Raw genomic sequence first — 25,733 nt, 5'->3', positions numbered from 1 at the left:
ATACAGGTCATCTATTATGAAAATATTGCTCCCTACCTCGACCGCCGGCAGCTTGCCTAAACCTTCCTGGCTGGCCCAGCCGGAAACCCTGTGGTCGCCCTGGAAATTGCAGAATGAAGAATTAATCGAAGGGAAACAGGACGCTCTGCGTTTGTCGCTGGCTGAACAACAACAGGCCGGCATCGATATCGTCAGCGATGGCGAGCAAACGCGCCAGCACTTCGTCACGACGTTTATCGAGCACCTCAGCGGCGTCGATTTCGAGAAACGCGAAGTGGTTAAAATTCGCAATCGCTATGAGGCGAGCGTGCCAACCGTCGTGGGTGCGGTCGCGCGCCAAAAGCCCGTGTTCGTTGAAGACGCCAAATTTTTACGCCAGCTGACCAAGCAGCCGATTAAATGGGCCCTGCCGGGGCCGATGACCATGATCGACACGCTCTATGACAACCACTATAAAAGCCGCGAAAAATTGGCCTGGGAATTCGCCAAGATCCTCAATCAGGAAGCCAAAGAGCTCGAGGCCGCCGGCGTCGACATTATTCAGTTTGATGAGCCCGCATTTAACGTGTTCTTTGACGAAGTGAATGACTGGGGCATCGCCGCCCTGGAAAGGGCCGTTGAGGGCCTTAAGTGTGAAACGGCGGTACATATCTGCTATGGATACGGCATTAAGGCCAACACCGACTGGAAAAAGACGCTGGGCTCAGAGTGGCGGCAATATGAAGAGGCGTTCCCCAAGCTGCAAACGTCTACTATCGATATTATCTCGCTGGAGTGCCATAACTCGCACGTCCCGATGGATCTGCTTGAACTGATTCGCGGTAAGAAAGTGATGGTTGGCGCCATTGATGTGGCGAATCATACCGTTGAGACGCCGGAAGAAGTGGCCGCTACGCTGCGCAAAGCGCTACAGTTTGTCGATGCCGACAAACTCTACCCGTCGACCAACTGCGGCATGGCTCCCCTGCCTCGTCAGGTCGCCAGCGGCAAGCTGAATGCCTTGAGTGCGGGCGCTGAGATCGTGCGCCGGGAACTGCTGGCCAAATAACCTCGCCAGCGCCTGCCGCAGGAGCCTCCTGCGGTGGGCGATGATCATCGACTCCCTCTCCCCGCAACGTCCCCCCTCTGGTGTATACTCGGGTTTCTACGCGATGCCAGCCACAGCGGCCTGAACGGCCCCTCAGCCAGCCCACAACAGCTTAATAACAGTGGAACCCTCATGAGCCCAGATACCGCTCGCATCAGCGAAATTATCGATCGCGCCAGGATCTCGCCCTATCAAATCCTCATCCTCACCCTGTGTTTCCTGATCGCCCTGCTGGACGGCTTCGATACCGCCATCATCGGCTATATCGCCCCGGCGCTGCGTGAAGAGTGGGGCCTGCACCCCTCGCAGCTTTCTCCCGCCTTCGGCGCGGGGCTGTTCGGCCTGCTGATCGGCAGCCTGCTGTTCGGGCCGATCGCCGACGCCATCGGCCGCAAACGCGTGCTGCTCGTCGCGGTGCTGGTGTTTGGCGGCTGCACCCTGGCTTCGGCCTATACGCAATCGATAGAATCCCTGACCTTGCTGCGCTTCATCACCGGCATTGGCCTCGGGGGCGCGATACCGACCTGCATTACCCTCAGCTCGGAGTACTCACCGGCGCGCCGCCGCATGCTGATGGTCACCCTGAGCTGGAGCGGCTTTACCGCTGGGCTGGCCCTGGGCGGCCTGCTGGCCGGGCAGATCATCCCGGCGTTCGGCTGGCGCGGCGTGCTGCTGGTCGGCGGCATTGCGCCATTGGCGCTGCTGCCGCTGCTGGCCTGGCAGATGCCCGAGTCGGTACGCTTTATGGTTGCCAACGCCAAACATGCCGATCGGCTGCGTCGGGTGGTCGAGCGTATCACCGGCCGGCGTTGGACGGGGGTCACCATCGTCGATGACGAACGCCCGGCACAGGCCAAGTCGCCGATCTCGCACCTGTTTATCGAAGGGCGCGCCGTGCGCACCCTGCTGCTGTGGGCGGCGTTCTTCTGCTCGCTGTTCGTGTTCTACCTGCTCACCAGCTGGCTGCCGACGATCCTCAAAGACGCCGGTTACGATATCGCCCACGCCTCGCGCATCGGGGCGATGGTGCCGCTCGGCGGCACCCTGGGCGCCATCCTGATGGCGCTGCTGATGGATCGGATCGGGCCCTACCGCGTGCTGGCCGTCTCCTATCTGGGTGCCGCGCTGGTGATCGGCGCGACCGGGTATCTGATGGGCGACGTCTATACGCTGGCCGCCGTCGTGTTCCTGATTGGCTTCGGCGTGGCCGGTGCGCAAAACGGCCTGAACCTGGTCTCCGCCACCCTTTACCCGACCGCTGCCCGCGTGACCGGCGTCAGCTGGGCCATGGCCAATGGCCGCTTCGGTTCGATCGTCGGCTCGATGCTCGGCGCCTGGATGATGACCGCCGCCGGATCGGCGGAAGTGTTCTTCCTCTGGCTAGCGCTGCCGGCGCTGCTGGGCGCGGTCGCTATCTTCCTGCTCTATCGCCTCAGCCTGCATCGTCGCGCGCCGCTCGCGGAACCGGCCGCTGGCGCCTGACCTCGCGGAAAAGAAAAGGCCGAGACGCCATCGATGGCGTCTCGGCCTCTCATGAGAAACCCTTAACCTATAGGTTATTTTTCAAAAGCGCGTGCCGCTATAGTGCACTGTTTTCCTTGTCATTGGCTTCCTTTATGCACTCATCGACATTTTTAAAATCATATTGCAGATAAACGCTCCCAATCCCACTATTGACGGCGGTCGCTTCAAGCATAATCCCCTGCAAATCGTTCTTGAACGGTTTATCTTTTTTCTCTTCCCAGTCAAAACCGAAATAGCGTTCTTTTTTAAGCAGCCCTATCATCCAATCACCAGGCTCTTTCCATAACGACCCCGGCAGCAGCACATCAGTGGCTTTTCCTTTGCCATAATTAGCGGTCAATGATTCAGCAATGTCCTTCACCTTGGACTTTAACGCCAACCCATAACTGTCCGTATTGATATCACCGCTAAGCGCGCGAATTCGGCATAAACCAACCTTGGGAGAGATGAGCAAAATGTAGGTTTCAAAGGCGTTATACGTTTTGGGGACGACCTCCGTAGTATAAATATTAAGACTATTCGGTATTGCCGTTAAGGTAACGCCCGTCATGTCCTCGACGTTCTTTTTCGTTAACCCCATTTGCAGGCCAAACGGCCCAATGCCGGGCGGAAGCAACGCGTCTTTCGCCACCGGATCTTCCTGCTGATTGGATTTTGAAGCGGTTGATGTTACATGATGGGCTATCGTCGGGACGGCCAGGCCATATTTCGCCGACAGCAATTTTTGCTGCAACATCGCCAGACTTTGCTCTTGAGTGGCTATCGTTGCCTTTTTTATCGACCCCACCAGACCACCATCGTATTGTGCGGCCTCTTGTTTAGCGGTCGATATTTCCCGAGTCAGCGTTGCCAATTCAGCGGTGAGTTTTTCAGCCAGCTTCAGATCTGGCGACGTCTGGTTCGTGACAACCTCAACCTTTGCTCCAGACTCGATCGCATTGATTCGTTGCTGAATAAGCGCCTTGTTCGTTTTCAGAATTTCCAGTCGCGCCATCACCAGAGATTTAATCAAGCCGCCGTTTAACGTGTCCTGCTGTTTAGCTGCGTTTTCAATCTCGGCATCCGTACTCACCAGCTCTGACTTTAAATCGGCTACCTGCTGTATTTGTTCAGGCGACAATGCTTTTGGCCCGCATCCAGAGATCAAGACGCTCAATAATGCGGCAATAACAGCCCTTTTCATTTCATCCTTTTCCTATCGACAATCCACAAGGAAGCTATGGTATCAGAGGAGGAAACAGTAACAACGAAAAGTCGTTTTTACCGCGACTTATTGAGCTTCTCGCTATTACGCCCGCATCTGTTTGTCACAGGCCGCAATTTCCGAAAGCGCATATCGGCTTGGCGCTAATATCGATACAGCGGAGACAGAGTGAATGGCTGCCTGGCTAATACGGGGAAAATGGCAATAAAAAAAGGGGCCAAGGCCCCCTTCTCTGTTATTCCGCCTTGGCGGAAGCGTCTTCGGTGCGATACAGGTGCACGTCCATCTGCGGGAACGGAATGCCGATGTTGTGGGCATCCAGCGCGCGCTTGAAGTTTTCCATCAGATCGAAGTACACGTTCCAGTATTCCGCGTTGGTGGTCCAGGAGCGGGTGACGAAGTTCAGGGAAGACGGTGCCATCTCGTTCAGACGCACAGTCACGCCTTTGGCATGCATGATTCGCTTGTCGGCGGCGATCACGTCGCCCAGCACCTTCTTCACCACGTCGATATCGGCATTGTAGGCCACGCCTACCACGATATCCACGCGGCGGTTCGGTTCACGGGAATAGTTGATGATGTTGCCGGCGATGATTTTACCGTTCGGCACCACGATGGTTTTGTTGTCTGCGGTACGCAGGGTGGTGGAGAAAATCTGCACCTGATCGACGGTACCGGCCACGCCACCCAGATCGACATATTCACCCACGCGCAGCGGGCGGAAGATCACCAGCAGCACGCCGGCGGCGAAGTTGGACAGCGACCCTTGCAGCGCCAGACCGACGGCCAAACCGGCGGCACCCAGCACGGCGATCACCGAGGTGGTCTGCACGCCAACGCGCCCCAGCACCGCGATGAAGGTGAACGCCAGCACGCCGTAGCGCACGATCGCCGACAGAAAGTCTGCCACCGTGGCGTCGATGCCGCGCAGCTTCATCACGCGGTTCAGCGCATTACCGACCACGCGGGCCACGATCGAACCGATGATCAGGATAACGATGGCGGCGACGATATTCACCGCGTACTGGATCAACAGATCCTGGTTCTTCACCAACCAGTCGCCGGCACCGTTGATGCCGTCTACTACATTCAAATCTTTCATTCGTGTCGTCCTAACTCAGTCCCTAACGGGAGAAACTCGCAAAAATACACTGGCCTCGGCGGCCAGTAGGAAACCACCGCCTAAGGGTAACCAACATTAAAGGCTCATGCCAACCGTCAGCGTTAAAAATAGCCGAAACCGCCCGCCGCTTCTTCTATGCTGAGAACAGCGCGTTGGCCATTTCACGACAAGGGATCCGTTAATCATGCACATTCGCTCTTCGCTCAAACACTATTGGCAAGTGCGGCCCAGGCTGCTGTTTTCCGTCGGCGCCGGGCTGCTGTGCTTTCTGCTGCTGCCCGCCCAACTTTCGCTGCTGCAGCGCCTGATGATCGGCTGGAATACGCTGGCCTGGCTCTACCTGCTGTTTCTCTGGCGGCTGATGCTGATCAGCACGCCGCAGCACATTCGCCAGATCGCCCGGCGGCAGGATGAAAGCGCCAGTATGGTGCTGACGCTGGTCAGCCTCGGTTGCCTGGTCAGTTTACTCGCGATCCTGTTTGAACTGAGCAGCGCCAAACAGGTGGCCGGCTCTCTGAAGACGCTGCATTTGCTGCTGACCGGTGCCACGCTGGTGGTCTCCTGGCTGCTGCTGCCGACCGCCTTCACCATGCACTATGCCCACCAGTTTTATCGCCAGGGTGCACAGCAGGATCCTTTGCCGCTGCTGTTCCCCGGTAACCTCACCGAGCCGACCTATCTGGATTTCGCCTACTTCTCCTTCACCATTGCGGTGGCGTCACAAACCGCCGATGTGGCGGTCGGAGCAGCGGAGGTGCGTAAGGTCACCCTGCTGCAGTCGGTGATCTCCTTCGCGTTCAACATGCTGATCCTGGGCCTGTCTATCAACGTCGGCGCCGGCCTGCTGGGCTGAAAACGAAAAAGGCTCCCCGCAGGGAGCCTTTAACTCACCAACAAAGGAGGAAAAAACGTGGTTTTTCCTCCTTTGTGGTCATCAGCCGAAAATCAATGGCTTGATTTTCCTTATTTTTTATATTTTGCCAACGGCAAGCCAGGCAACGCTATCAGGCTTGTCATAAACAAAAAGGCTCCCCGCAGGGAGCCTTTTGCATCGTGCAACAGGTGCCGAAGATTACAGAACGTCTACCGCGTTCAGATCTTTGAAGGCCTGCTCCAGACGCGTCACCATGCTGGTCTGCGCTGCGCGCAGCCATACGCGTGGATCGTAGTATTTCTTGTTCGGCTGATCGGCGCCTTTCGGGTTGCCCAGCTGGCCCTGCAGGTAAGCTTCGTTCGCTTTGTAGTACTGCAGGATGCCGTCCCAGGTCGCCCATTGGGTGTCGGTGTCGATGTTCATCTTGATCACGCCGTAACCCACAGACTCTTTGATCTCTGCGTCGGTAGAACCGGAACCGCCGTGGAACACGAAGTTCAGGCTGTTGTGCGGCAGGTTGAATTTCTTGGACACGTAGTCCTGAGAATCACGCAGGATGGTCGGGGTCAGCTTGACGTTGCCTGGCTTGTACACGCCGTGTACGTTACCGAAGGAGGCAGCGATGGTGAAGCGCGGGCTGATGGCGTTCAGTTTTTCGTACGCGTAAGCCACGTCTTCCGGCTGGGTGTACAGAGCGGATGCGTCCATATGACTGTTGTCCACGCCATCTTCTTCACCGCCGGTGCAGCCCAGTTCGATTTCCAGCGTCATGCCGATTTTGGCCATGCGCTTCAGGTAGGCGCTGCAGATCTCGATGTTTTCTTCCAGAGATTCTTCAGACAGATCGATCATGTGGGAAGAGAACAGCGGTTTGCCGGTAGCGGCGAAGTGCTTCTCGCCGGCGTCCAGCAGGCCGTCCAGCCATGGCAGCAGTTTCTTCGCGCAGTGGTCGGTGTGCAGGATCACCGGCACGCCGTAGTGTTCAGCCATCTGGTGAACGTGGTGTGCGCCAGAGATGGCGCCCAGAATCGCTGCGCCCTGAGGCACATCGGTCTTCACGCCTTTGCCGGCGATGAACGCGGCGCCGCCGTTGGAGAACTGAACGATGACCGGCGCGCGCACTTTAGCCGCGGCTTCCAGCACTGCGTTGATGGAGTCGGTACCCACGCAGTTTACCGCTGGCAGCGCAAAGTTGTTCTCTTTAGCAACTGCGAAGACTTTCTGAACGTCATCACCCGTGATGACACCCGGTTTTACGAAATCAAAAATTTTAGACATGTTACTTTGTCCTGTTTCGTCGGCCGTAGATGGATGTAAATCGATGTTTTCACGCCGCGCAGCATTAGCCGCGCGGTATAAAACAAACGGGCGGCTTTCGCCTCCCGTTGTCTGAATTACTGCTTAGCGCGCTCTTCCAGCATCACGACTGCAGGCAGCGGTTTCCCTTCAACGAATTCCAGGAATGCGCCACCGCCGGTGGAGATGTAGGAAATTTTGTCAGCGATACCGAACAGATCGATGGCTGCCAGAGTGTCGCCGCCGCCAGCGATAGAGAAAGCGTCGCTATCGGCGATCGCGCGGGCGACAATTTCGGTGCCCTTACGGAAGTTAGGGAACTCGAATACGCCAACCGGGCCATTCCACAGAATGGTCTTGGCGTTCTTCAGGATAACGGCCAGACGCTCGGCAGAGACGTCGCCCATATCCAGAATTTGCTCGTTGTCCTGGATCTCGTTGGCCTGCTTCACGGTTGCGGTCGCGGTTTCGGAGAACTCAGTCGCGACGCGCACGTCGGTCGGAACCGGGATGTCGCAGGTTTCCAGCAGTTTCTGCGCGTTCGGGATCAGGTCAGGTTCGTACAGGGACTGGCCCACGTTGTTGCCCTGCGCCGCCACGAAGGTGTTGGCGATGCCGCCGCCGACGATCAGCTGATCGGCGATTTTGGACAGGGAATCCAGCACGGTCAGTTTGGTGGACACTTTAGAACCGCCCACGATGGCGACCATCGGACGGGCCGGGTTGCCCAGGGCCTTGCCCAGCGCTTCCAGCTCAGCGGACAGCAGCGGGCCGGCACAGGCGACAGGCGCAAACTTGCCCACGCCGTGGGTGGAAGCCTGCGCGCGGTGCGCGGTGCCGAACGCGTCCATCACGTACACGTCGCACAGCGCCGCGTATTTCTTGGACAGGGTTTCGTCGTCTTTCTTCTCGCCCTTATTGAAACGGACGTTTTCCAGCACCACCAGTTCGCCTTCGGCGACGTCGACGCCATCCAGATAATCCTTCGCCAGACGCACTGGGGATTTCAGGTGATCTTTCAGGTAGTTGACCACAGGCAGCAGGGAGAATTCTTCGTTGTACTCGCCTTCGGTAGGACGACCCAGGTGGGAGGTCACCATCACGCGGGCGCCTTGCTTCAGCGCAGCTTCGATAGTCGGCAGGGAAGCGCGGATACGCGCGTCGGAAGTCACTTTACCGTCTTTTACCGGCACGTTCAGATCGGAGCGGATCAGTACGCGTTTACCCGCCAGATCCAGATCGGTCATCTTAATTACAGACATGGTGAACCCTCTTTATTGAATCTCTATAAAATTGCCTGAGCAGCGCGCCTGTCACGCCGGCGCCGCCGTACTAGAAACCGCTGGCGGCCATTGCCCGTGTGGTATCCAACATCCGATTGGCAAAGCCCCATTCATTGTCGCACCAGACCAAGGTCTTTATCAGGTGCTGCCCGCTGACCCGGGTCTGCGTACCGTCGACGATAGCGCTGTGCGGGTCATGGTTAAAATCGATCGAGACCAATGGTAATTCCGTGTAGTCAACTATACCACGAAATGACTCCCGTGCGGCCTTTTGCAACAGCTGGTTGACCTCCGCCACCTTCACCGCGGCGCTCACGCTGACGCTAAGATCGATAGCCGTCACGTTGATGGTCGGCACGCGCACCGAGATAGCCTCGAAGCGATCGCAAAACTGCGGGAAGATACGGGTGATGCCCGCAGCCAGCTTGGTATCGACCGGAATGATCGACTGGCTCGCCGCACGGGTGCGCCGCAAATCCGCGTGATACGCGTCGATCACCGGCTGATCGTTCATCGCCGAGTGAATGGTGGTCACGGTGCCGGATTCGATGCTGTAGGCGTCGTCCAGCAGCTTGATCACCGGAATAATGCAGTTGGTGGTGCACGAGGCGTTGGACACGATGCGATGTTCCGCCAACAGCGTCTGATGGTTGACGCCGAACACGATGGTAGCGTCCAGATCGTTGCCGCCCGGATGGGCGAACAGCACTTTCTTCGCCCCCGCCGCCAGATGGGCTTCGCCATCCGCCCGGCTGCCGTACACGCCGCTGCAATCCAGCACCACGTCGACGCCCAGCTCGCCCCAGGGCAACTGCTCCACCGCCGGCTGATGCAACAGGCGAATCGCGTCGTCCCCGACGCTCAGCGTGTCGCACTCTTGCCGCACATCCCAGGCGAAGCGACCGTGGCTGGAATCGTACTTCAGCAGATGGGCCATGCCCTCGGCATTCGCCAGCTCGTTGATCGCCACCACGGAGATTTCCGCCCGTCGTCCCGATTCGTACAGTGCGCGCAATACGCTGCGGCCGATGCGGCCAAAGCCGTTTATCGCTATGCGGATGGTCATGCTGCTCCTGAAAAAGGGCCGTCCCCGCCGGGCTGACTCACCGGCGCCGGGCCGGCGCTGACTGGTTGTCTCACTAACCCGCATAGAGTAGTGGATCGCACCGCCCGCTGTGAATCGCCGCGTTTGCATTATTCCCGCGCTTCAGCGGCTTTTCGCCGCCGTCACATCGGCATTTCTGTCGAAGAGTGCTTCAACTGAAACGCTTCAGCTGAGCATAAACCAAAGTTTTGGCAAAAGGAACAGGTGCAACAGTTCCACAAGTAACGGAGGGGAGTTTTACGAGCATAAGATGATCTGGCGCACATTTTTGGCCTCAAGGCCGCGGCGGATTTTCGCTCGCCGCCCCCGTTTCGCCGTAGTGCTCACGGAAATAGTCGCGCAAAAATTCGACCGTCACCCGCACTTTCGCCGACGTTGCCAGCCGGGAAACGTACACCGCCCAGATGTTGGCCGGCTGAAAATACTCCGGCAGAATGTGCACCAACCTGCCGCTGTCGATGTTCTCTTTCACGTCCCAGGCGGAACGCAGCGCAACGCCCTGCCCGTCCAGGCACCACTGGTGCACGATTTCGCCGTGGTTCGACGCCAGCGCCCCCGTCACCTTCACCGTCTCTTCGCCGCCTGGCCCCTGCAACCGCCACAGCCCGAACGGGTGATCGCGCTCCTTGATCACCAGGCAAGCGCGGCCCGCCAGCTCCGCCACGCTTTTCGGCACGCCGTGGCGCTGCAGATACGCCGGCGAAGCGCACAGGATGCGCTGGTTGTCCGCCAGCTTGCGCGCGATCAGATTAGGGGCGATATCGTCGCCGATGCGGATATCCAGATCGAACCCTTCGCTGACCAGATCCACCAACCGATCGGACACGTCAAGCCGCAGCTCCAGCTGCGGATACTCCCGCGCCAGCGCCGACAGCGCCGGGGCCACGAAGCGCCGGCCGAAGCCGAAGCTGCTGACCACGCGCAGCATGCCCTGCGGCGCCTGACGCACCTCGGACAGCTCGTCCATCATCTGATCGACATCGTTGAGAATGCGCTGCGCCCATTCGTAGATGCGCTCGCCGTCCTCGGTGATCGCCACCCGCCGCGTGGTGCGGTGCAGCAGCGACACGTCCAGCGCCTTTTCCAGCAACGCGATGCGTTTGCTGATAAAGGCCGGCGACACGCCCAGCTCTTCGGCGGCGGCGGCAAACCCGGCGCGGCGCGCCACCAGCACGAACACCCGCAGGTCACTCAGGATCGGCATATTGTTCATGATTCGTGTTTTATGTTTCACCGTTTTCGAGATTGATTAACAGTTAGTCAATTATAGGATAACAGTGTTGTCAATCTCCCCTACCTACAAATGAGACCTCTGTATGAGCAAAAATTACAAGATTGCCGCTATCCCCGGGGACGGTATCGGGCGGGAAGTGTTGCCGGAAGGCATACGGGTATTGCAGGCGGCGGCGGCGCGCTGGGATCTGTCGCTGGAATTCAACACCTTCGAGTGGGCCAGCTGCGACTACTACCAGCACCACGGCCAGATGATGCCTGACGATTGGTTTGAGCAGCTCAAGGGCTTCGACGCCATCTATTTCGGCGCCGTCGGCTGGCCGGATACGGTGCCCGATCACATTTCGCTGTGGGGTTCGCTGCTGAAATTCCGCCGCGACTTCGAGCAGTACGTCAACCTGCGCCCGGTGCGGCTGTTTCCCGGCGTGCCCTGCCCGCTGGCGAACAAACAGCCGGGCGACATCGATTTCTACGTGGTGCGCGAAAATACCGAAGGGGAATACTCCTCGCTCGGCGGGCGGATGTTCGAAGGCACCGAACGCGAGATGGTGATCCAGGAATCGGTCTTCACCCGTCAGGGCGTGGACCGCATTCTGAAATACGCCTTCGAGCTGGCGCAGCAGCGCCCGCGCAAACGCCTGACCGCCGCCACCAAGTCCAACGGCATGGCCATCAGCATGCCGTACTGGGATGAGCGCGTGGCGGAGATGGCGCGCCAGTACCCCGATATCGCCTGGGACAAACAGCACATCGATATTCTGTGCGCGCGCTTCGTGCTGAACCCCGAACGCTTCGACGTGGTGGTGGCCTCCAACCTGTTCGGCGATATTTTGTCGGATCTCGGCCCGGCCTGCACCGGCACCATCGGCATTGCGCCGTCGGCCAACCTGAACCCGGAGCGCAACTTCCCGTCGCTGTTCGAACCGGTACACGGCTCGGCGCCGGACATTTTCGGCAAGAACATCGCCAACCCGATCGCCATGATCTGGAGCGGCGCGATGATGCTGGATTTCCTCGGCGACGGCGATGCCCGTTACCGCCAGGCGCACGACGGCATCCTGCAGGCGATCGAGCACATCATCGCCGACGGGCCGCGCACGCCGGACATGCGCGGCGATGCCTCCACCCAGCAAGTTGGCCAGGCGATCGCCGCCCTGCTGCAACGCTAAGCATCACCGGTTTTCCTGCGCAGGGCGCCCTTTCGCGCCCTGCTTTGCCACGTCCGTTTTTCCGCTTCGATCGCCGCCGCAAATCCGCTGAAAACCACCGCAGAAAGCACGCCAATACCCCGGCCAAGATCACAACAAATTGTTTACATACTGTGTTTTATCCTTTTACAGATGCCCCAATTGTGGCCCTCCTGTAATTTGTGCACACTCGAAAATGTTAATGAAGAGTAAATATTCTCGGCGGCGTTTTGCCGGGGCGTTTGCTCCTCGCGGTGTAACAAAACAAAGGGTTCAAACCAATAAGGCCCGGGCGCACCCTACGCTTCGCGCACCGGCCCACCACCGATAACAGGAGTTCACTCCCATGCAGAGCACCCCTAAAAAGGATGTCACGCTCATCGCCATCAGCCTGTGCAGTATTGCGCTGATCGCCATTTGCCTGATGCTCTTTCCGGCTCAATCCGCGCTTATCGCCAACACCATTTTCAACGGCGTCACCCGGCTGTTCGGTTCAACCATTCAAATCCTGGTGCTGATCGCCCTGCTGGTGGTGCTGTATCTGGCGTTGAGCAAATACGGCAACATCCGCCTCGGCGAAGGCAAACCGCAATACTCCACGCTGGCCTGGCTGTTCATGTTCATCTGCGCCGGCCTCGGCTCGTCCACCCTGTATTGGGGGGTAATGGAGTGGGCGTATTACTACCAGACGCCGGGGCTGAACATCGCGCCGCGCACCCCGAAGGCGCTGGAATACAGCATCAGCTACTCCTTCTTCCACTGGGGCCTGAGCGCCTGGGCAACCTATGCCCTCGCCTCGCTGATCATGGCCTACCACTTCCACGTGCGTAAGAACAAAGGGCTCAGCCTGTCGGGGATCATTTCCGCCATCACCGGCGTGCGCGCCAACGGCCCGATCGGGCGGATGGTGGATCTGATTTTCCTGGTCGCCACCGTCGGCGCCCTCACCATTTCGCTGGTGCTGACGGCTTCCACCTTTACTCGCGGGCTGACGGCGCTGACCGGCATCCCCGACAATTTCGTGGTGCAGGCGACGGTGATCCTGCTGGCGGCGGTGATTTTCTGCCTCAGCTCCTACATCGGCATCGACGGTGGCATGCAGCGCCTGAGCAAAATGGTCGGCTGGGGCGCTTTCGTCTTCGCCGGGTTGGTGCTGCTGGTCGGCCCCACCGAGTTCACCATCAACAACACCATCAACGCCATCGGCCTGACGGCGCAAAACTTCCTGCAGATGAGTCTGTTCACCGATCCGATGGGCGACGGCAGCTTCAGCCGCAGCTGGACGGTGTTCTACTGGCTGTGGTGGATCTCTTACACCCCGGGCGTGGCGATGTTCGTCACCCGCGTCTCGCGCGGCCGCAAGATTAAAGAGGTGATCTGGGCACTGTTGCTCGGCAGCACCCTCGGCTGCTGGTTCTTCTTCGGCTCGCTGGAAAGCTACGCCATGCACCAGTTCATCAGCGGGCAGCTCAACGTGCCGGAGATCCTCAGCACCCAGGGCGGCGAAACCGCCGTGCAGATGCTGCTGACGGCGCTGCCGCTCGGCAAGCTGTTCCTGGCTGCCTATCTGTTCATCATGATCATTTTCCTGGCCTCGCACATGGACGCGGTGGCCTACACCATGGCCGCCACCAGCACCCGCAACCTGCAGGAGGGGCAAGATCCCAGCCCGATGCTGCGCCTGTTCTGGTGCGTGGTGATCACCCTGATCCCGCTGTCGATCCTGTTCACCGGCGCCTCGCTGGACACCATGAAAACCACGGTGATCCTGACCGCGCTGCCGTTCCTGCTGGTGCTGCTGGTGAAAACCTACGGCTTTGCCCGCTGGCTGAAGCAGGACTACGCGGCCATTCCGGCTCACCTGATCGAAAGCAGCGCGCCGGCGCTGCCCGAGGTACTGCCCGAGGCGCCGCCGGCCGCCGAACTCTCCGCTCCATCGTCGTATCAACCGCGCCCTATGGCGAAATGACAATAAGAAAAGAGGAAGGTTAACTTATGAGCACTCTGATCCCTGAATTTACCTTACCGAAAGATTTCTGCGCCGACGCCCGCGAGGCTTACACCATTCCGGCCCGGTTCTATACCCACCAGGCGGCGTTCGAGCACGAAAAAGAGCAGGTGTTCGCCACCAGCTGGATTTGCGTGGCGCACCGCAGCGAGCTCGCCGAACCGAACGACTACATCACCCGCGAGATCATCGGTGAAAACATTCTGGTGGTGCGTGGCCGCGACAAAGTGCTGCGCGCCTTTTACAACGTCTGCCCACACCGCGGCCACCAGCTGCTGGCGGGCGACGGCCGGGCGAAAAACGTCATCACCTGCCCTTATCACGCCTGGGCGTTCAAGCTGGACGGCGAACTGGCACACGCGCGCAACTGCGAAAACGTGCAGAACTTCGATAAGGAAAACTCGCACCTGATGCCGGTGCGGGTCGAAGAGTATGCCGGGTTTATTTACGTCAATCTGGACTCGCAGGCCGGCACGGTGGAAGACCAGCTGCCGGGCCTCGGCGCCAAAGTGCGCGAAGCCTGCCCACAGGTCGACGATCTCAAGCTGGCGGCGCGCTTCGTCACCCGTACCCCGGCCAACTGGAAGAACATCGTCGACAACTATCTCGAGTGCTACCACTGCGGCCCGGCGCACCCCGGCTTCGCCGACTCGGTGCAGGTCGACCGCTACTGGCACACCCTGCACGGCAACTGGACGCTGCAGTTCGGCTACGCCCGCCCTTCCGAGCAGTCATTCAAGTTTGAAGAGGGTAAAGAAGCCAGCTTCCACGGCATCTGGCTGTGGCCGTGCACCATGTTCAACATGCCGCCGCTGGAAGGCATGATGACGGTGATCTATGAATTCCCGGTCGATGCAGAAACCACCCTGCAGCACTACGACATCTACTTCACCAACGCCGATTTGAGCGACGAGCAGCTCAAACTGATCGACTGGTACCGCGACGTGTTCCGCCCGGAAGATTTGCGGCTGGTGGAGAGCGTGCAAAAAGGCCTCAAATCGCGCGGCTATCGCGGCCAGGGGCGCATCATGGCCGACGGCGCCGGCAGCGGCGTCAGCGAACACGGCATCGCCCACTTCCACAACCTGCTGGCGCAGGTTTATCAACCCTGATGCGACGGGGCCCACGGGCCCCCTCCCCCTGACTTGTGAGGTTCTTTGTGAATATTTCCGATCGGGCGCTATTCCGCCAACAGGCCTACATCAACGGGCAATGGCGCGATGCCGACAACCAGGAAACCCTGCCGGTGAGCGATCCCGCCACCGGCCAACTCATCGGCAGCGTGCCCAACATGGCGACGGCCGAAACCCAACGGGCGATCGACGCCGCCCAGCAGGCGCTGGAAGGCTGGCGCGCGCTGCCGGCACAGCAACGCGCCCAGCTGCTGCGCCGCTGGTTCGAACTGATGCTGGAACACCAGCAGGATCTGGCCAGCCTGATGACGCTGGAGCAAGGCAAGCCGCTGGCGGAGTCGCTGGGCGAGATCCGCTACGCCGCTTCCTTTATCGAATGGTTCGCCGAACAGGCCAAGCGCACCAATGGCGACATTATTCCCTCGCCGAGCGGCGATAAACGCCTGATGGTGCTGAAGCAGGGCATCGGCGTGTGCGCGGCGATCACGCCCTGGAACTTCCCGGCGGCGATGATCACCCGCAAGGCCGCGCCGGCGCTGGCGGCCGGCTGCACGCTGGTGGTCAAACCCGCCAACGAAACCCCTTACTCGGCGCTGGCGATGGCCGAGCTGGCCGAGCGCGCCGGCATTCCCGCCGGGGTGTTCAACGTGGTGACCGGCAACTCGCAGGCGATCGGCGCCGAGCTGACCGGCCACCCGCAGGTGCGCAAGCTGAGCTTTACCGGCTCCACGCCGGTGGGCAGGCTGCTGATGCGCCAGAGCTCGGACACCATCAAGAAAGTGTCGCTGGAGCTGGGCGGCAACGCGCCGTTCATCGTGTTTGACGATGCGGACATCGATGCCGCGGTGGAAGGCGCGCTGATCGCCAAATACCGCAACGCCGGGCAGACCTGCGTTTGCGTCAATCGGTTCTATGTGCAGCGCGGCGTTTACCCACAGTTCGCCGAGAAGTTTGTCGCCCGCGTGGCGGCGCTGCAGGTCGGCAACGGCTTCGAACCCGGCGTGCAGATCGGCCCGCTGATCAACCGCAAGGCGCGCGACAAGGTGCTGGAACTGCTCGATGACGCGCTGAGCAAAGGCGCTCAGGTGCTGACCGGCGCCACGCCGCACGCGCTGGGCGGCAATTTCTTCACGCCAACGGTGCTGGGCGACGTGCAGCCTGGCTCGCTGCTGCTGGAAGAAGAGATCTTTGGCCCGGTCGCGCCGCTGGTGGTGTTCGATGACGAAGCCGAGGCGATCCGCCAGGCCAACGACACCATTTACGGCTTGGCCGCCTACTTCTACACCCGCGATGCGGCGCGCATCTGGCGCGTTTCGGAGCGGCTGGAGTACGGCATGGTCGGCATCAATACCGGCCTTATCTCCAACGAGGTAGCCCCGTTCGGCGGGGTGAAGCAGTCGGGTCTGGGGCGTGAAGGCTCCGAATACGGCATCGAAGACTATCTGGAGCTCAAATACCTGTGCCAGGCGGTATAACTTTTTCATGCGCGGGGACGCCCGCGCTTTGGAGCCAATGAATGACCAGCTATCAGATGCTTGATGTTCGCGTCGTCGACATCGAACCCGTCACCGCACAGGTCAAGCGCTTTACCCTGGCGGATCCGCAAGGCCGGCCGCTGCCCGCCTTCAGCGGCGGCAGCCACATCATCGTGCAAATGCAGGACGGCGAGCAGCGTTACAGCAACGCCTATTCGCTGCTGAGCTCACCGTTCGAGCTCGACCGTTACCAGATCGCCGTGCGCCGTGAGTCCCCTTCCAAAGGCGGTTCCGACTTCATGCACGATCGGCTGGCAATCGGCGATACGCTGACCATCAGCACCCCCAATAACCTGTTCGCGCTGGCACCGGAGGCGCAGCATCACGTGCTGATCGCCGGCGGCATCGGCATCACGCCGTTTATGGCCCATCTGCACGAGCTGCAGCGCAGCGGGCAACGCTATCATCTGCACTACTGCTTCCACAGCGAGGAACACAACGCCTTCCAGCAGCAGCTGACGCAAGCGCCGTTCACCGACAACGTCAGTTGCCATGTCTCCAGCCTTAACGGCCGGTTGGATCTGGCGCGCACGCTGGCCGACGTGGAGCCCGGTGCCCATATCTACGTCTGCGGCCCGGCGGCGCTGAACGAAGCGGTTTACCGGACCGCCGCCGAACTGGGCATCGCCTCCGGTCGCTTGCACAGCGAAGCCTTCGCCGCCGAAGACACGGCGGGCGGCGCCTTTACGCTGGTGCTGGCCCGCTCAGGTATTGAGCTTGAAGTGGCGGAAGACATGACCATCCTGCAGGCGCTGGAAAACAGCAAGGCCGCCAAGGTCGAATGCCTGTGCCGCGAAGGCATTTGCGGCACCTGCGAAACCCGCATCGTCGAAGGGGAAGCCGATCACCGCGATCAGTATCTCAGTGACGAAGAGCGCGCGGCGCAGCAAACCCTGTTGATCTGCTGCTCGCGCGCCAAAGGCAACCGGCTGGTGCTGGATCTGTAAACGGAGCGCCCGCGTCTGCGGGCGTCCTGACTAGGCTTTCGGGAATATCCACAGATGCTCAGCCGGCAGGGAGAGCCGGCAAAGCGCCTGACTGCGCGCCTCGTGACCATAGGCGCGCACCACGAAATCCTCGGCCACGGTGCGGAACAGGTATTCCCAGCGATCGCCGAGGTACATGCTGGTCAACAGCGGCAGCTCAAGCTGGTTGCCCTGCGGATCTTCGCCCAACCGCACGCGCTCCACGCGGATCACCGCCGAGCCCTCCTGGCCAACCTGCACGCCTTCGCCCGCTTTGCCCCACAGCGCCCAGTCCTTGCCTTCGATGCGCGCCCGGTCGCCTTCCAGCGCCACGATCTTGCCCGGCAAGCGGTTGTTACTGCCCATGAACTCAGCGGTGAACAGCGTAGTGGGTGAACCGTACATCTCCTGCGGCGTACCCTGCTGTTCGATTTTGCCGTTATTGAGCAGCAGGATGCGATCGGAGATGGCCATCGCCTCGTTCTGATCGTGGGTCACCATCAGCGCCGACAGGCCAAGCTTGATGATCAACTCGCGCAGGAATACCCGCGCCTCTTCGCGCAGCTTGGCGTCAAGGTTGGACAGCGGCTCGTCCAGCAGGATCACCGGCGGGTTGTAGACCAGCGCACGCCCAATCGCCACGCGCTGCTGCTGGCCGCCGGAAAGCTGGTGCGGATGGCGCTTGGCCAGATGCCCCAACCCGAGCTGATCCAGCACCGCCTGCACCCGCTGGGTGATTTCCGCCGAGGCGATCTTACGCAGCTTCAGCGGGTAAGCGACGTTCTCAAACACCGTTTTATGCGGCCACAGCGCGTAGGACTGAAACACCAGCCCCAGGTTGCGCTCTTCGGCGGGAATTTCGCTGCGCGCGCTGCCGTTGTACACCGCATTATTGCCGATGACGATTCGGCCCTGGCTCGGTTTCTCCAGCCCGGCCACCGCCCGCAGCAGCGTGGTTTTGCCGCTGCCCGACGGGCCCAGCAGCGAGACCACTTCGCCCCGTTTCAGCTCCATCGACACCCCTTTCAGCACCGGGTTGTCGCCATAGGTCAAATGCAGATTCTCTACCGAAAGTTCAATCATGTAGTTTCACTCCAAAGCGCAAGGCGATCCCCAACCCCAGCACCACCAGCAGGATATTGATGAACGACAGCGCGGCGACGATATCGATAGCGCCCGCGGCCCACAGGGAAACCAGCATCGAGCCGATGGTTTCCGTGCCCGGAGACAGCAGATACACCCCGGTAGAATATTCGCGCTCAAAGATCAGGAACATCAGCAGCCAAGAGCCGATCAGGCCGTAGCGCGACAGCGGAATGGTGACGTGGCGAGTGACCTGGCCGCGGCTGGCGCCGGCGCTACGCGCCGCCTCCTCCAGCTCCGGCCCCACCTGCAGCAGCGTGGAAGAGATCAGCCGCAGGCCGTAAGCCATCCACACCACGGTATACGCCAGCCAGACGCTGAAGATGGTGCTGCGCAGCGAACGCAGCCAGACGATCCAGTTAGCACGCAGCCACTCGGCCATCGGCAGCGCCGACAGCCAACCCTCCTTGAGCGATTTGTCCAGCCACATCGGCAGGAACAGAAACACCCACAGGAATGCCAGACCGGCCAGCAGCCCCGGCACCGCACGCGGCACCAGCACGCTGTAGTCGAGGAAGCGCGTGGCGCCATCCGGCTTGCGGTGCATGGCGATGCCGATAAACAGGTAGCACGCCACCGCCAACGCCCCGCCGATCACCCCAATCGCCATTGAGTTGACGATGGCGCGCAGCAGGTTGGGCTGCGCCCAGATGGTGCGGAAGGTGTTGATCGACAGCTCGTCCCAAACAGACACGCCCACGCCCCAGTTGGAGATAAAGGCGCGCAGCACCACGCCGATCAGCGGCACGCCGATGGTGACGGTCAGCCAAAACACCACCACCGCGCCGGCCACCCAGCGCCATTTGCCCAGCGGCAGCGCGCGGGCCTGCGAGGCTTTGCCCTTGACGGTGACGAAACGGTTGGCGGTACGCATCAGCCGGCGCTGCAGCATCACCAGCGGAATGGTGATGCAGATCAGCACCACCGCCACCGCCGCCATCAGGTGGTAAGACGGCGTACCCAGCTTGTTGGTCAACTGGTAAAGGTAGGTCGCCAGCACCAGGTTGCCCTCCGGATCCCCCAGCACCAGCATCAGGCCGAACACTTCCAGCCCGAGGAAGAACAGCAGCACTCCGGCATACAGGATAGACGGCCGCACCATCGGCAGACTGACGGCGGTCATGACCTGCAGCGGCGTGGCGCCGGCGGTGCGCGCCGCTTCTTCAACGTCGGAGCCCACGCTGCGCAGCGCCGAGGAGATATACAGATACGCGTGGGGCACGTGCGTCAATCCGGCAATCACCACGATGCTGGCCATCGAATAGATATTCCACGGCACGAAGCCCAGCAGCGCCTCCGCCCACAGCGAGAAGAAGCCCACCGGCCCCGCCGCCACCACGTAGCCGAAGCCCAGCACCATCGGCGACACGAAGATCGGCACCAGAATCAGCGGCTCGATGATCCGCCGCCCCGGCAGATCGGTGCGCACCATCAGGAAGGCCAAAATGCCGCCGAGCGGGATGGCGATGATCACCAGCCCGAATGCCAGAATAAAGCCGCTCTTCAGCGCCTTGTAGAAATCCGGATCGGTAAAGATGAACTCGAAGGCCTCCAGGCTGAAGACCTTGGAGGGAGAGAAGAACGGTGCCGAGAGGAAGCTTTGAATGATGATAAACGACAGGGGGACATAGATAACCAGTGCGGTTATCAACACCACCAGGCCGCGCGGCAGGCTCTGCCACTTTCTGCGCCATGCTTGCATAAATGCTCCCTATGGTTGTAAACGCCGACCAAAGGGCGCGCGCCTCTAAGGCAGGCGCGCGTCCGAATGCAGTCCCTGTTATTTCGCCGCAGCGGCGCGCCATTGTTTGATGTAGTCGAGGCGTTTGGCCGGCTGCAGGTATTCCAGCAGGCTATCGTCGACCGGGATCGGCTTGAGCGCGTTGCCCAGCAGCTTGGTCATGCCGTAAATGTCGTTCTTGCCTTCGATGTCGTTGCGGATCGAGGGGATATCCGCCTGATTGGCGAGAATATTTTGCCCTTTTTCCGACAGCACGTAGTCGAACCACAGCTTGGCGGCGTTAGGGTTGCCGGCCTCTTTGCTGATGAAGCTCACGCGCGACAGCACCAGGGTATAGTCTTTCGGATAGACGATGCCGAGCGACGGATCGCTCTTGGCGCGGGCCTCGGCGTACGAACCGAGGATATTGAAGCCGATCAGGTTTTCACCGGAGGAGACGCGCTCCATCATGGTGCCGGTGGAGGATTGTACCGCCAGCCCGCCCTTGGCCACGTCGGCCAGCGTTTTGAAGTAGTTAGGATCGGCCTTGAAGTCCTGCACCGACAGCATGAAGCCGACGCCAGATTTTTCGATGTCGTACGTGGTGACTTTCTTCTTGAATTTGTCCGTCTGGCCGGCGATCAGTTTAGCCAGCGCCGCGTGCGAATCCGGCACATCGCCTTGCGGGATCAGGCGTTTGTTATAGATAAACACCACCGGCTCATAGGTGGTGCCATACACCTTATCTTGCCATACCGCCCATTTCGGCAGCTGAGCCTGCTCGGGGGAGGCGTATTCCTGTGCGTAATCGCCCGCCAGTTTCAAAATGGTGTCCATCGACGAGCTCCACACCACGTCGCCGCTGGTGCCGCCGGCCGCCTGCTCGCTGATGAAGCGGTTATACAGTTCGGTACTGTTCATGTCGTTGTATTCCACCTTAATGCCCGGATACAACGCCTCGAACCCCTGGATCAGCGGCGCCGCCGCCTTGGTGTCGGTGGTCGAGTAAATCACCACCTTGCCTTCTTTCTTCGCGCCGTCGACCCGTTTCTGATAGTCGGCGGGGTAGCCCGCCGGGAAGGCTGCATAGGCGGAAACGGAGCCCAGTAAGGTGATTGCAGCTACGGTAGCGCTGATTTTTTTCATCATCATCATCCATCCCCTGATCACATTTAATAAACCAAAAATTAACATATAGTTAATAAGTGTGACGAGGCAACGGCGTTGCTTTGTTATCTTTCGGTTTTGTGAGGTTGGCCATTTTTCAGCCAATAAAAAAACCCGGCAGCGCGGGCTTTACGGCACTTCCTGTTGCAGACTATTCGGCCAGGCGAGAGCGCCGCAGCAGGCGAATTCGCTGTACGATGGCGACCCCCAGCAGCGTCAGCACAAATCCTGCCAGCTGCAGCAGCGACAGCGCCTCGCCAAACAGCACGTACGCCTGCAGTGCCGCCGCCGGCGGCACCAGCAGCATCAGCGCGGTAATGCGAGTCAAATCGCCGTGGCGCACCATCCAGATAAACAGCGCGGTGCCGCCCAGCGACAACACGCCGGCCGACCACAGCAGCGAGAACCACAGCGTCGGCGAATTGTCCCAGGCGCCGGAGCCCATCACGGCCGCCAGCACGCCGGTTACGATCGCGGCGCCGAGGTGCTGAATGGCGCCTGCCGCCCGCAGATCGGCCGCCGCCAGCGAAGACTTCTGCACCATGATGCCGATCGTCAGCGCGACGATGCTGCCAAACCCCATCAGAATCGGCAACAGCGCCATATTGCCGACGTCGATACCGGTCAGCCGAGGGGAGAGCACCAGCGCAACACCGATAAAACCGACCGCCAGCCCAGCCCAGGAACGCAATCCTATCGGCTTACGCAGCACCAGCGCGAAAATCAGCGCGGTGAACAGCGGCTGCAATCCGCCAATGAGCGACATCACCCCGGCCGCCAGGCCGTTCGCCACCGCCCACCAGCTTGCGGCGAGATAAACGCCGTTCATCAGCATGCCGGTCAGCAGGTGCATCACGAACTGTCGCCCCTTGGGCCAGGCGCAATGCAGCGCCAGCAGGGCGAATACCGCAGCGGCGATCAAAAAGCGCAAAGTCAGGAAAAGGTTGGGATCGGCATGATCCGCCACCGCCCGCGCGGCAATAAAACCGGTCGACCAAATTAATATCAGGAAAAACGGCGCGATAAATGCCTTTCGCCGATCGCGTTTTTCGCGCTGGGTTATTTCCATATCACTACCTGAAAAATGCGGCTGATGAGTTAATGCGGAACATACTAACCAATTTAACACCGGCTTAACAGCACCGACACCGCCCTCCCAAGCCTGCGTAATGAACACACTTGCGGGAAATCATGACGTTTCAATTTTATATAATTCACCAAGCTTATAATTAATCCCACCCCGTTACGACAATGTAAATTAATTGCTACATCCGGTATAACTATTCCCCTCCTGGCGGCGTTGTCGGAATAATTCCCCTTTGCTAGCCTTCCTGAAGCCACTTAATTAACTGGACTGACTTATGGCCGAAATCACTGATTTTATGAAACTGGATATGCGTATTGGCGAAATTATTTCCGTGGAATATAACGACAAGGCGTTAAAGCCCGCCTATAAGCTGCGCATTGATTTCGGCGAAGAAATTGGCATTAAAAACAGCTCGGCGCAATTATGCGAAAACTATCAGGAAGATGATCTGCTCGGCAAAAAAGTCATCTCCGTCGTTAATTTCCCCGCCAGGCGGGTTGCTGGATTTAAATCCGAAGTGCTGGTACTTGCCGCGGTCACCCGGGATCAAGGCACCGTCTTGCTGAAAACCGACTTCGACGTGGAGATCGGCAGCAAGATTTTATAATCGCCACATCATTCGTGAGGCCCCCGAGAAATGCGACAGTTATCCCTGCTTGATGAAGTTAAAAAGGCGTACCAGGAACACCGTTCAGCCTTTATCCCCGGTGCCACCATGCAAGCGATCCTGCTGGCGCTGGGCGCGCGGCCGGAAGATTTCGCCAAGCTGCAGCAGGTCAGCGGCAATCTGGCGGACGATCCCACGCTGCCTTTCCGCAAGTCCAGAAACGGCCGCTTCTGTTTCGACTTCGATCGCGCCCAGATTGAGCGGCTGGAGTTCCAACCTTTCGTGCTCTCGGTCGAGGAAGACTTCATCCGTTACGATTCGGGAAAGGTGCGCCACTTCCGCGGCATCAACGACGATCTGCAGTTGAATACGGCATTCCAGGCGCTGATGAAATTCAAAGCCTACGTGATCGATGGCGTGAGCGTGACGCCGCGCGCCCGGCTTAATCAGGAGATCAACAAATTCGTCTGCACGGTGTTCAACCTGCGCACCGTCACCACGCCGCAGATGCTGGGCGAACCGGCACTGGAAGGCGTGCACAGCGACGGCGTCGACCACACCATGACGACCTTCCTCGGCTGCGACAACATGACCGACGACAGCGCCAAGACCTTTATTCACGATATGCGCGAAACCAGCGGGATCAAATTCGATCGGGCCCGGCCAGAATGGATTTTGGGCGAAATACAGCATCGGCATTTCCTCGATACCCTGCTGATTGTCGATCATGAACGCAAACATAGCCTCTCACCGGTGGAAGCGCAGGACAAACGCCGGCATTCGACCCGCGATATGCTGATCTTTTTCACCCGCAAACCGGTCGAAGACGGCCACGTCTCTTTCGCGTATGACTCTTTCAAACCGCATATCGAAATCCCGCTGTCGATAGACATGGTGGCGCGCGCGAGCTAACGCGCAGCCGGGCCGGCCGCCATGATCCCTCTGTGCGGCCGGTTCACGCCAGGATAAACAGCGCTGGATTAATCAGGTTTTTGTCGCCGAATTATTATATCCTGCCAGACGAAAATTTTGCGGGCGCTCGCTGCCCTCTGCGCCTGCCCTCTGCAGTTATCCATTCCGCAGCAGGCCGTTTATTTCATGAATACAGGCAGTGCCATACCGTTATGACCAAGAATTTATCCCCGAAAGACATTATCGCCCTGGGCTTTATGACCTTCGCCCTGTTTGTCGGCGCCGGCAACATCATTTTCCCCCCGCTGGTGGGGCTGCAGTCCGGCGAACATCTGTGGCCGGCCGCCCTCGGGTTTATGGTGACCGCCGTCGCCTTGCCGGTGATCGCCGTGATCGCGCTGGCGCGCGTCGGCGGCAGCATCAGCCTGCTGACCGGCCCCATCGGCCGCACCGCCGGCCTGCTGTTGGCGACCGTCTGCTATCTGGCGCTCGGCCCGCTGTTCGCCACGCCGCGAACCGCCAATGTCTCTTTCGCCCTCGGCATCGCGCCCTTCACCGGCGACGGCGCCCTGCCGCAGTTCATCTACAGCCTGCTGTTCTTTACCCTGGCGATGATCGTCTCGCTGTATCCCGGCCGGTTGCTCGATAACGTCGGCCATATTCTGGCGCCGCTGAAAATCCTGGCGCTGGCCGCGCTCGGCATCGCCGCCCTGGTTTGGCCCGCCGGTGAACCGGTCTCCGCCGTCGGCAGCTATCAGGCATCGGCGTTTTCCACCGGCTTCGTGCAGGGTTATCAAACCATGGACACGCTGTCGGCGCTGATGTTCGGCTCGATTATCGTCACCGCCGCCCGCTCGCGTGGCGTCAGCGACAGCGGCCTGCTGCTGCGCTACACCCTGTGGGCCAGCCTGATCGCCGGCGTCGGCCTGACGCTGGTCTATATCTGCATGTTCAAACTCGGCGCCGGCAGCGGCAGCCTGGTCGAGAGTGGCGCTCAGGATGGCGCGGCAATCCTGCACGCTTATGTGCAACACACCTTCGGCGATCTGGGCAGCATCTTTATGGCAGTGCTGATGTTCATCGCCTGCCTGGTGACGGCGGTCGGCATGACCTGCGCCTGCGCGGACTTCTTCTCTCGCTACCTGCCGCTCTCTTACCGCACGCTGGTGGTTATCCTCGCCCTCTTCGCCATGCTGGTCTCCAACATGGGGCTGGCCAACCTGATCCGCGTCTCGCTACCGGTGCTGACGGCGATCTATCCGCCCTGCATCGCGCTGGTGTTGCTCAGCTTCAGCCAGAACCGCTGGCGCAGCGCCAAGCGCGTCTTCGCGCCGGTGATCGCCACCAGCCTGGTGTTTGGCCTCGCCGACGGCCTGAAAGCCTCCAGCTTCAGCGGCCTGCTGCCCGCCTGGTTCGATAAGCTGCCGCTGGCCGAACAGGGGCTGGTCTGGCTACAGCCTACGCTGCTGGTGCTGTTGCTGGCGGCGGCTTATGACCGGTTGCGCAGCGTCGAAAGCGCCAACGTCGCGTCGTAAGCGCG

Annotated in this window: 21 protein-coding genes; 11 read left to right on the top strand and 10 right to left on the bottom strand. The window is 60.0% G+C overall.

Going from position 1 to position 25,733, the window contains the following annotated elements:
* Positions 1-16 precede the first annotated feature (16 nt).
* Both AWX27_RS13350 and AWX27_RS13345 read left to right on the top strand, forming a co-directional pair.
* The gene (locus AWX27_RS13350; RefSeq protein ID WP_033635869.1) at positions 17-1,048 is read left to right on the top strand and encodes a methionine synthase; all 1,032 of its coding nucleotides are present in this window, start codon (positions 17-19) and stop codon (positions 1,046-1,048) included.
* Positions 1,049-1,219: 171 nt separating this feature from the next.
* Entirely contained in the window at positions 1,220-2,569 is a 1,350-nt protein-coding gene (locus tag AWX27_RS13345) for an MFS transporter (protein WP_060422754.1), read from the top strand.
* Between the two features lie 97 nt (positions 2,570-2,666).
* On the opposite strand, the gene AWX27_RS13340 is transcribed toward AWX27_RS13345, so the two are convergent.
* Both AWX27_RS13340 and mscS read right to left on the bottom strand, forming a co-directional pair.
* Positions 2,667-3,794, bottom strand: coding sequence for a hypothetical protein (locus tag AWX27_RS13340; protein WP_060422750.1), 1,128 nt, complete (start codon positions 3,792-3,794; stop codon positions 2,667-2,669).
* A gap of 256 nt (positions 3,795-4,050) precedes the next feature.
* Positions 4,051-4,917, bottom strand: coding sequence for a small-conductance mechanosensitive channel MscS (gene mscS, locus AWX27_RS13335; protein WP_015378992.1), 867 nt, complete (start codon positions 4,915-4,917; stop codon positions 4,051-4,053).
* 205 nt (positions 4,918-5,122) lie between these two features.
* On the opposite strand from mscS, the gene AWX27_RS13330 reads away from it, so the two are divergent.
* On the top strand, positions 5,123-5,791 hold the full coding sequence (locus tag AWX27_RS13330) for a DUF1345 domain-containing protein (protein WP_048234646.1): 669 nt from the start codon (positions 5,123-5,125) through the stop codon (positions 5,789-5,791).
* Positions 5,792-6,010: 219 nt separating this feature from the next.
* Here AWX27_RS13330 and fbaA read toward each other — a convergent pair whose 3' ends face one another.
* From fbaA to AWX27_RS13310, 4 genes are all read right to left on the bottom strand, one after another.
* Complete coding sequence (gene fbaA, locus AWX27_RS13325) at positions 6,011-7,090, bottom strand: class II fructose-bisphosphate aldolase (RefSeq protein WP_025304179.1); 1,080 nt, start codon at positions 7,088-7,090, stop codon at positions 6,011-6,013.
* A 116-nt stretch (positions 7,091-7,206) separates the two neighbouring features.
* A complete protein-coding gene (pgk, locus tag AWX27_RS13320) occupies positions 7,207-8,370 on the bottom strand; it encodes a phosphoglycerate kinase (RefSeq protein WP_025160206.1) in 1,164 nt (387 codons plus the stop codon).
* Positions 8,371-8,440: 70 nt separating this feature from the next.
* A complete protein-coding gene (gene epd, locus AWX27_RS13315) occupies positions 8,441-9,457 on the bottom strand; it encodes an erythrose-4-phosphate dehydrogenase (protein WP_004931582.1) in 1,017 nt (338 codons plus the stop codon).
* A 313-nt stretch (positions 9,458-9,770) separates the two neighbouring features.
* Positions 9,771-10,730: a LysR family transcriptional regulator gene (locus tag AWX27_RS13310; protein WP_274534220.1), complete on the bottom strand. Its 960-nt coding sequence runs from the start codon at positions 10,728-10,730 to the stop codon at positions 9,771-9,773.
* Positions 10,731-10,812: 82 nt separating this feature from the next.
* On the opposite strand from AWX27_RS13310, the gene AWX27_RS13305 reads away from it, so the two are divergent.
* From AWX27_RS13305 to AWX27_RS13285, 5 genes are all read left to right on the top strand, one after another.
* On the top strand, positions 10,813-11,898 hold the full coding sequence (locus AWX27_RS13305) for a tartrate dehydrogenase (RefSeq protein ID WP_060422746.1): 1,086 nt from the start codon (positions 10,813-10,815) through the stop codon (positions 11,896-11,898).
* A gap of 364 nt (positions 11,899-12,262) precedes the next feature.
* Positions 12,263-13,885 carry a BCCT family transporter gene (locus AWX27_RS13300; RefSeq protein WP_060422742.1) on the top strand — a complete coding sequence of 541 codons (1,623 nt, stop codon included), beginning with the start codon at positions 12,263-12,265 and terminating at the stop codon, positions 13,883-13,885.
* Positions 13,886-13,911: 26 nt separating this feature from the next.
* Complete coding sequence (locus AWX27_RS13295) at positions 13,912-15,036, top strand: aromatic ring-hydroxylating oxygenase subunit alpha (protein WP_019455611.1); 1,125 nt, start codon at positions 13,912-13,914, stop codon at positions 15,034-15,036.
* 47 nt (positions 15,037-15,083) lie between these two features.
* Positions 15,084-16,532 carry an NAD-dependent succinate-semialdehyde dehydrogenase gene (locus AWX27_RS13290; protein ID WP_060422739.1) on the top strand — a complete coding sequence of 483 codons (1,449 nt, stop codon included), beginning with the start codon at positions 15,084-15,086 and terminating at the stop codon, positions 16,530-16,532.
* A 41-nt stretch (positions 16,533-16,573) separates the two neighbouring features.
* A complete protein-coding gene (locus AWX27_RS13285; protein ID WP_060422736.1) occupies positions 16,574-17,539 on the top strand; it encodes a PDR/VanB family oxidoreductase in 966 nt (321 codons plus the stop codon).
* 30 nt (positions 17,540-17,569) lie between these two features.
* Here the strand turns inward: AWX27_RS13285 and AWX27_RS13280 are convergent, their stop codons facing one another.
* The 4 genes from AWX27_RS13280 to AWX27_RS13265 form a co-directional block, all read right to left on the bottom strand.
* Positions 17,570-18,640 (bottom strand): ABC transporter ATP-binding protein, encoded by a 1,071-nt coding sequence (locus AWX27_RS13280; protein ID WP_060422732.1) that lies wholly within the window; start codon positions 18,638-18,640, stop codon positions 17,570-17,572.
* A complete protein-coding gene (locus AWX27_RS13275) occupies positions 18,633-20,402 on the bottom strand; it encodes an ABC transporter permease (protein WP_060422728.1) in 1,770 nt (589 codons plus the stop codon). The genes AWX27_RS13280 and AWX27_RS13275 overlap by 8 nt, the downstream gene beginning before the upstream one ends.
* 78 nt (positions 20,403-20,480) lie before the next feature.
* A complete protein-coding gene (locus tag AWX27_RS13270; RefSeq protein WP_060423111.1) occupies positions 20,481-21,569 on the bottom strand; it encodes an ABC transporter substrate-binding protein in 1,089 nt (362 codons plus the stop codon).
* Between the two features lie 169 nt (positions 21,570-21,738).
* The gene (locus AWX27_RS13265; RefSeq protein ID WP_060422725.1) at positions 21,739-22,656 is read right to left on the bottom strand and encodes a DMT family transporter; all 918 of its coding nucleotides are present in this window, start codon (positions 22,654-22,656) and stop codon (positions 21,739-21,741) included.
* Between the two features lie 292 nt (positions 22,657-22,948).
* On the opposite strand from AWX27_RS13265, the gene AWX27_RS13260 reads away from it, so the two are divergent.
* The 3 genes from AWX27_RS13260 to brnQ all read left to right on the top strand — a co-directional run bounded on the left by AWX27_RS13260 (position 22,949) and on the right by brnQ (position 25,728).
* Positions 22,949-23,281 (top strand): tRNA-binding protein, encoded by a 333-nt coding sequence (locus AWX27_RS13260; RefSeq protein ID WP_048234649.1) that lies wholly within the window; start codon positions 22,949-22,951, stop codon positions 23,279-23,281.
* 30 nt (positions 23,282-23,311) lie between these two features.
* Entirely contained in the window at positions 23,312-24,193 is an 882-nt protein-coding gene (locus AWX27_RS13255; protein ID WP_038871106.1) for a 2OG-Fe dioxygenase family protein, read from the top strand.
* A 212-nt stretch (positions 24,194-24,405) separates the two neighbouring features.
* Positions 24,406-25,728, top strand: a complete 1,323-nt coding sequence (gene brnQ, locus AWX27_RS13250; RefSeq protein ID WP_060422720.1) for a branched-chain amino acid transport system II carrier protein — start codon at positions 24,406-24,408, stop codon at positions 25,726-25,728.
* Positions 25,729-25,733 lie beyond the last annotated feature (5 nt).

The sequence above is a fragment of the Serratia sp. 2880STDY5682894 genome (genome assembly GCF_001537385.1).
In the GTDB taxonomy this organism is placed as follows: Bacteria; Pseudomonadota; Gammaproteobacteria; order Enterobacterales; family Enterobacteriaceae; genus Serratia; species Serratia nevei.
The sequence above is the reverse complement of the archived record's forward strand: the minus strand, read 5'-3'. Positions and strand labels throughout refer to the sequence as shown.

Bases quoted from the DNA above. Each gene is read 5' to 3' on its own strand.
- AWX27_RS13295 (WP_019455611.1), top strand. From the start codon at position 13,912: ATGAGCACTCTGATCCCTGAATTTACCTTACCGAAAGATTTCTGCGCC.
- AWX27_RS13280 (WP_060422732.1), bottom strand. From the start codon at position 18,640: ATGATTGAACTTTCGGTAGAGAATCTGCATTTGACCTATGGCGACAAC.
- mscS (WP_015378992.1), bottom strand. From the start codon at position 4,917: ATGAAAGATTTGAATGTAGTAGACGGCATCAACGGTGCCGGCGACTGG.
- AWX27_RS13305 (WP_060422746.1), top strand. From the start codon at position 10,813: ATGAGCAAAAATTACAAGATTGCCGCTATCCCCGGGGACGGTATCGGG.
- AWX27_RS13340 (WP_060422750.1), bottom strand. From the start codon at position 3,794: ATGAAAAGGGCTGTTATTGCCGCATTATTGAGCGTCTTGATCTCTGGA.
- AWX27_RS13275 (WP_060422728.1), bottom strand. From the start codon at position 20,402: ATGCAAGCATGGCGCAGAAAGTGGCAGAGCCTGCCGCGCGGCCTGGTG.
- AWX27_RS13255 (WP_038871106.1), top strand. From the start codon at position 23,312: ATGCGACAGTTATCCCTGCTTGATGAAGTTAAAAAGGCGTACCAGGAA.
- brnQ (WP_060422720.1), top strand. From the start codon at position 24,406: ATGACCAAGAATTTATCCCCGAAAGACATTATCGCCCTGGGCTTTATG.
- AWX27_RS13260 (WP_048234649.1), top strand. From the start codon at position 22,949: ATGGCCGAAATCACTGATTTTATGAAACTGGATATGCGTATTGGCGAA.
- epd (WP_004931582.1), bottom strand. From the start codon at position 9,457: ATGACCATCCGCATAGCGATAAACGGCTTTGGCCGCATCGGCCGCAGC.
- AWX27_RS13265 (WP_060422725.1), bottom strand. From the start codon at position 22,656: ATGGAAATAACCCAGCGCGAAAAACGCGATCGGCGAAAGGCATTTATC.
- AWX27_RS13330 (WP_048234646.1), top strand. From the start codon at position 5,123: ATGCACATTCGCTCTTCGCTCAAACACTATTGGCAAGTGCGGCCCAGG.
- AWX27_RS13300 (WP_060422742.1), top strand. From the start codon at position 12,263: ATGCAGAGCACCCCTAAAAAGGATGTCACGCTCATCGCCATCAGCCTG.
- AWX27_RS13285 (WP_060422736.1), top strand. From the start codon at position 16,574: ATGACCAGCTATCAGATGCTTGATGTTCGCGTCGTCGACATCGAACCC.
- pgk (WP_025160206.1), bottom strand. From the start codon at position 8,370: ATGTCTGTAATTAAGATGACCGATCTGGATCTGGCGGGTAAACGCGTA.
- AWX27_RS13270 (WP_060423111.1), bottom strand. From the start codon at position 21,569: ATGATGAAAAAAATCAGCGCTACCGTAGCTGCAATCACCTTACTGGGC.
- AWX27_RS13345 (WP_060422754.1), top strand. From the start codon at position 1,220: ATGAGCCCAGATACCGCTCGCATCAGCGAAATTATCGATCGCGCCAGG.
- fbaA (WP_025304179.1), bottom strand. From the start codon at position 7,090: ATGTCTAAAATTTTTGATTTCGTAAAACCGGGTGTCATCACGGGTGAT.
- AWX27_RS13350 (WP_033635869.1), top strand. From the start codon at position 17: ATGAAAATATTGCTCCCTACCTCGACCGCCGGCAGCTTGCCTAAACCT.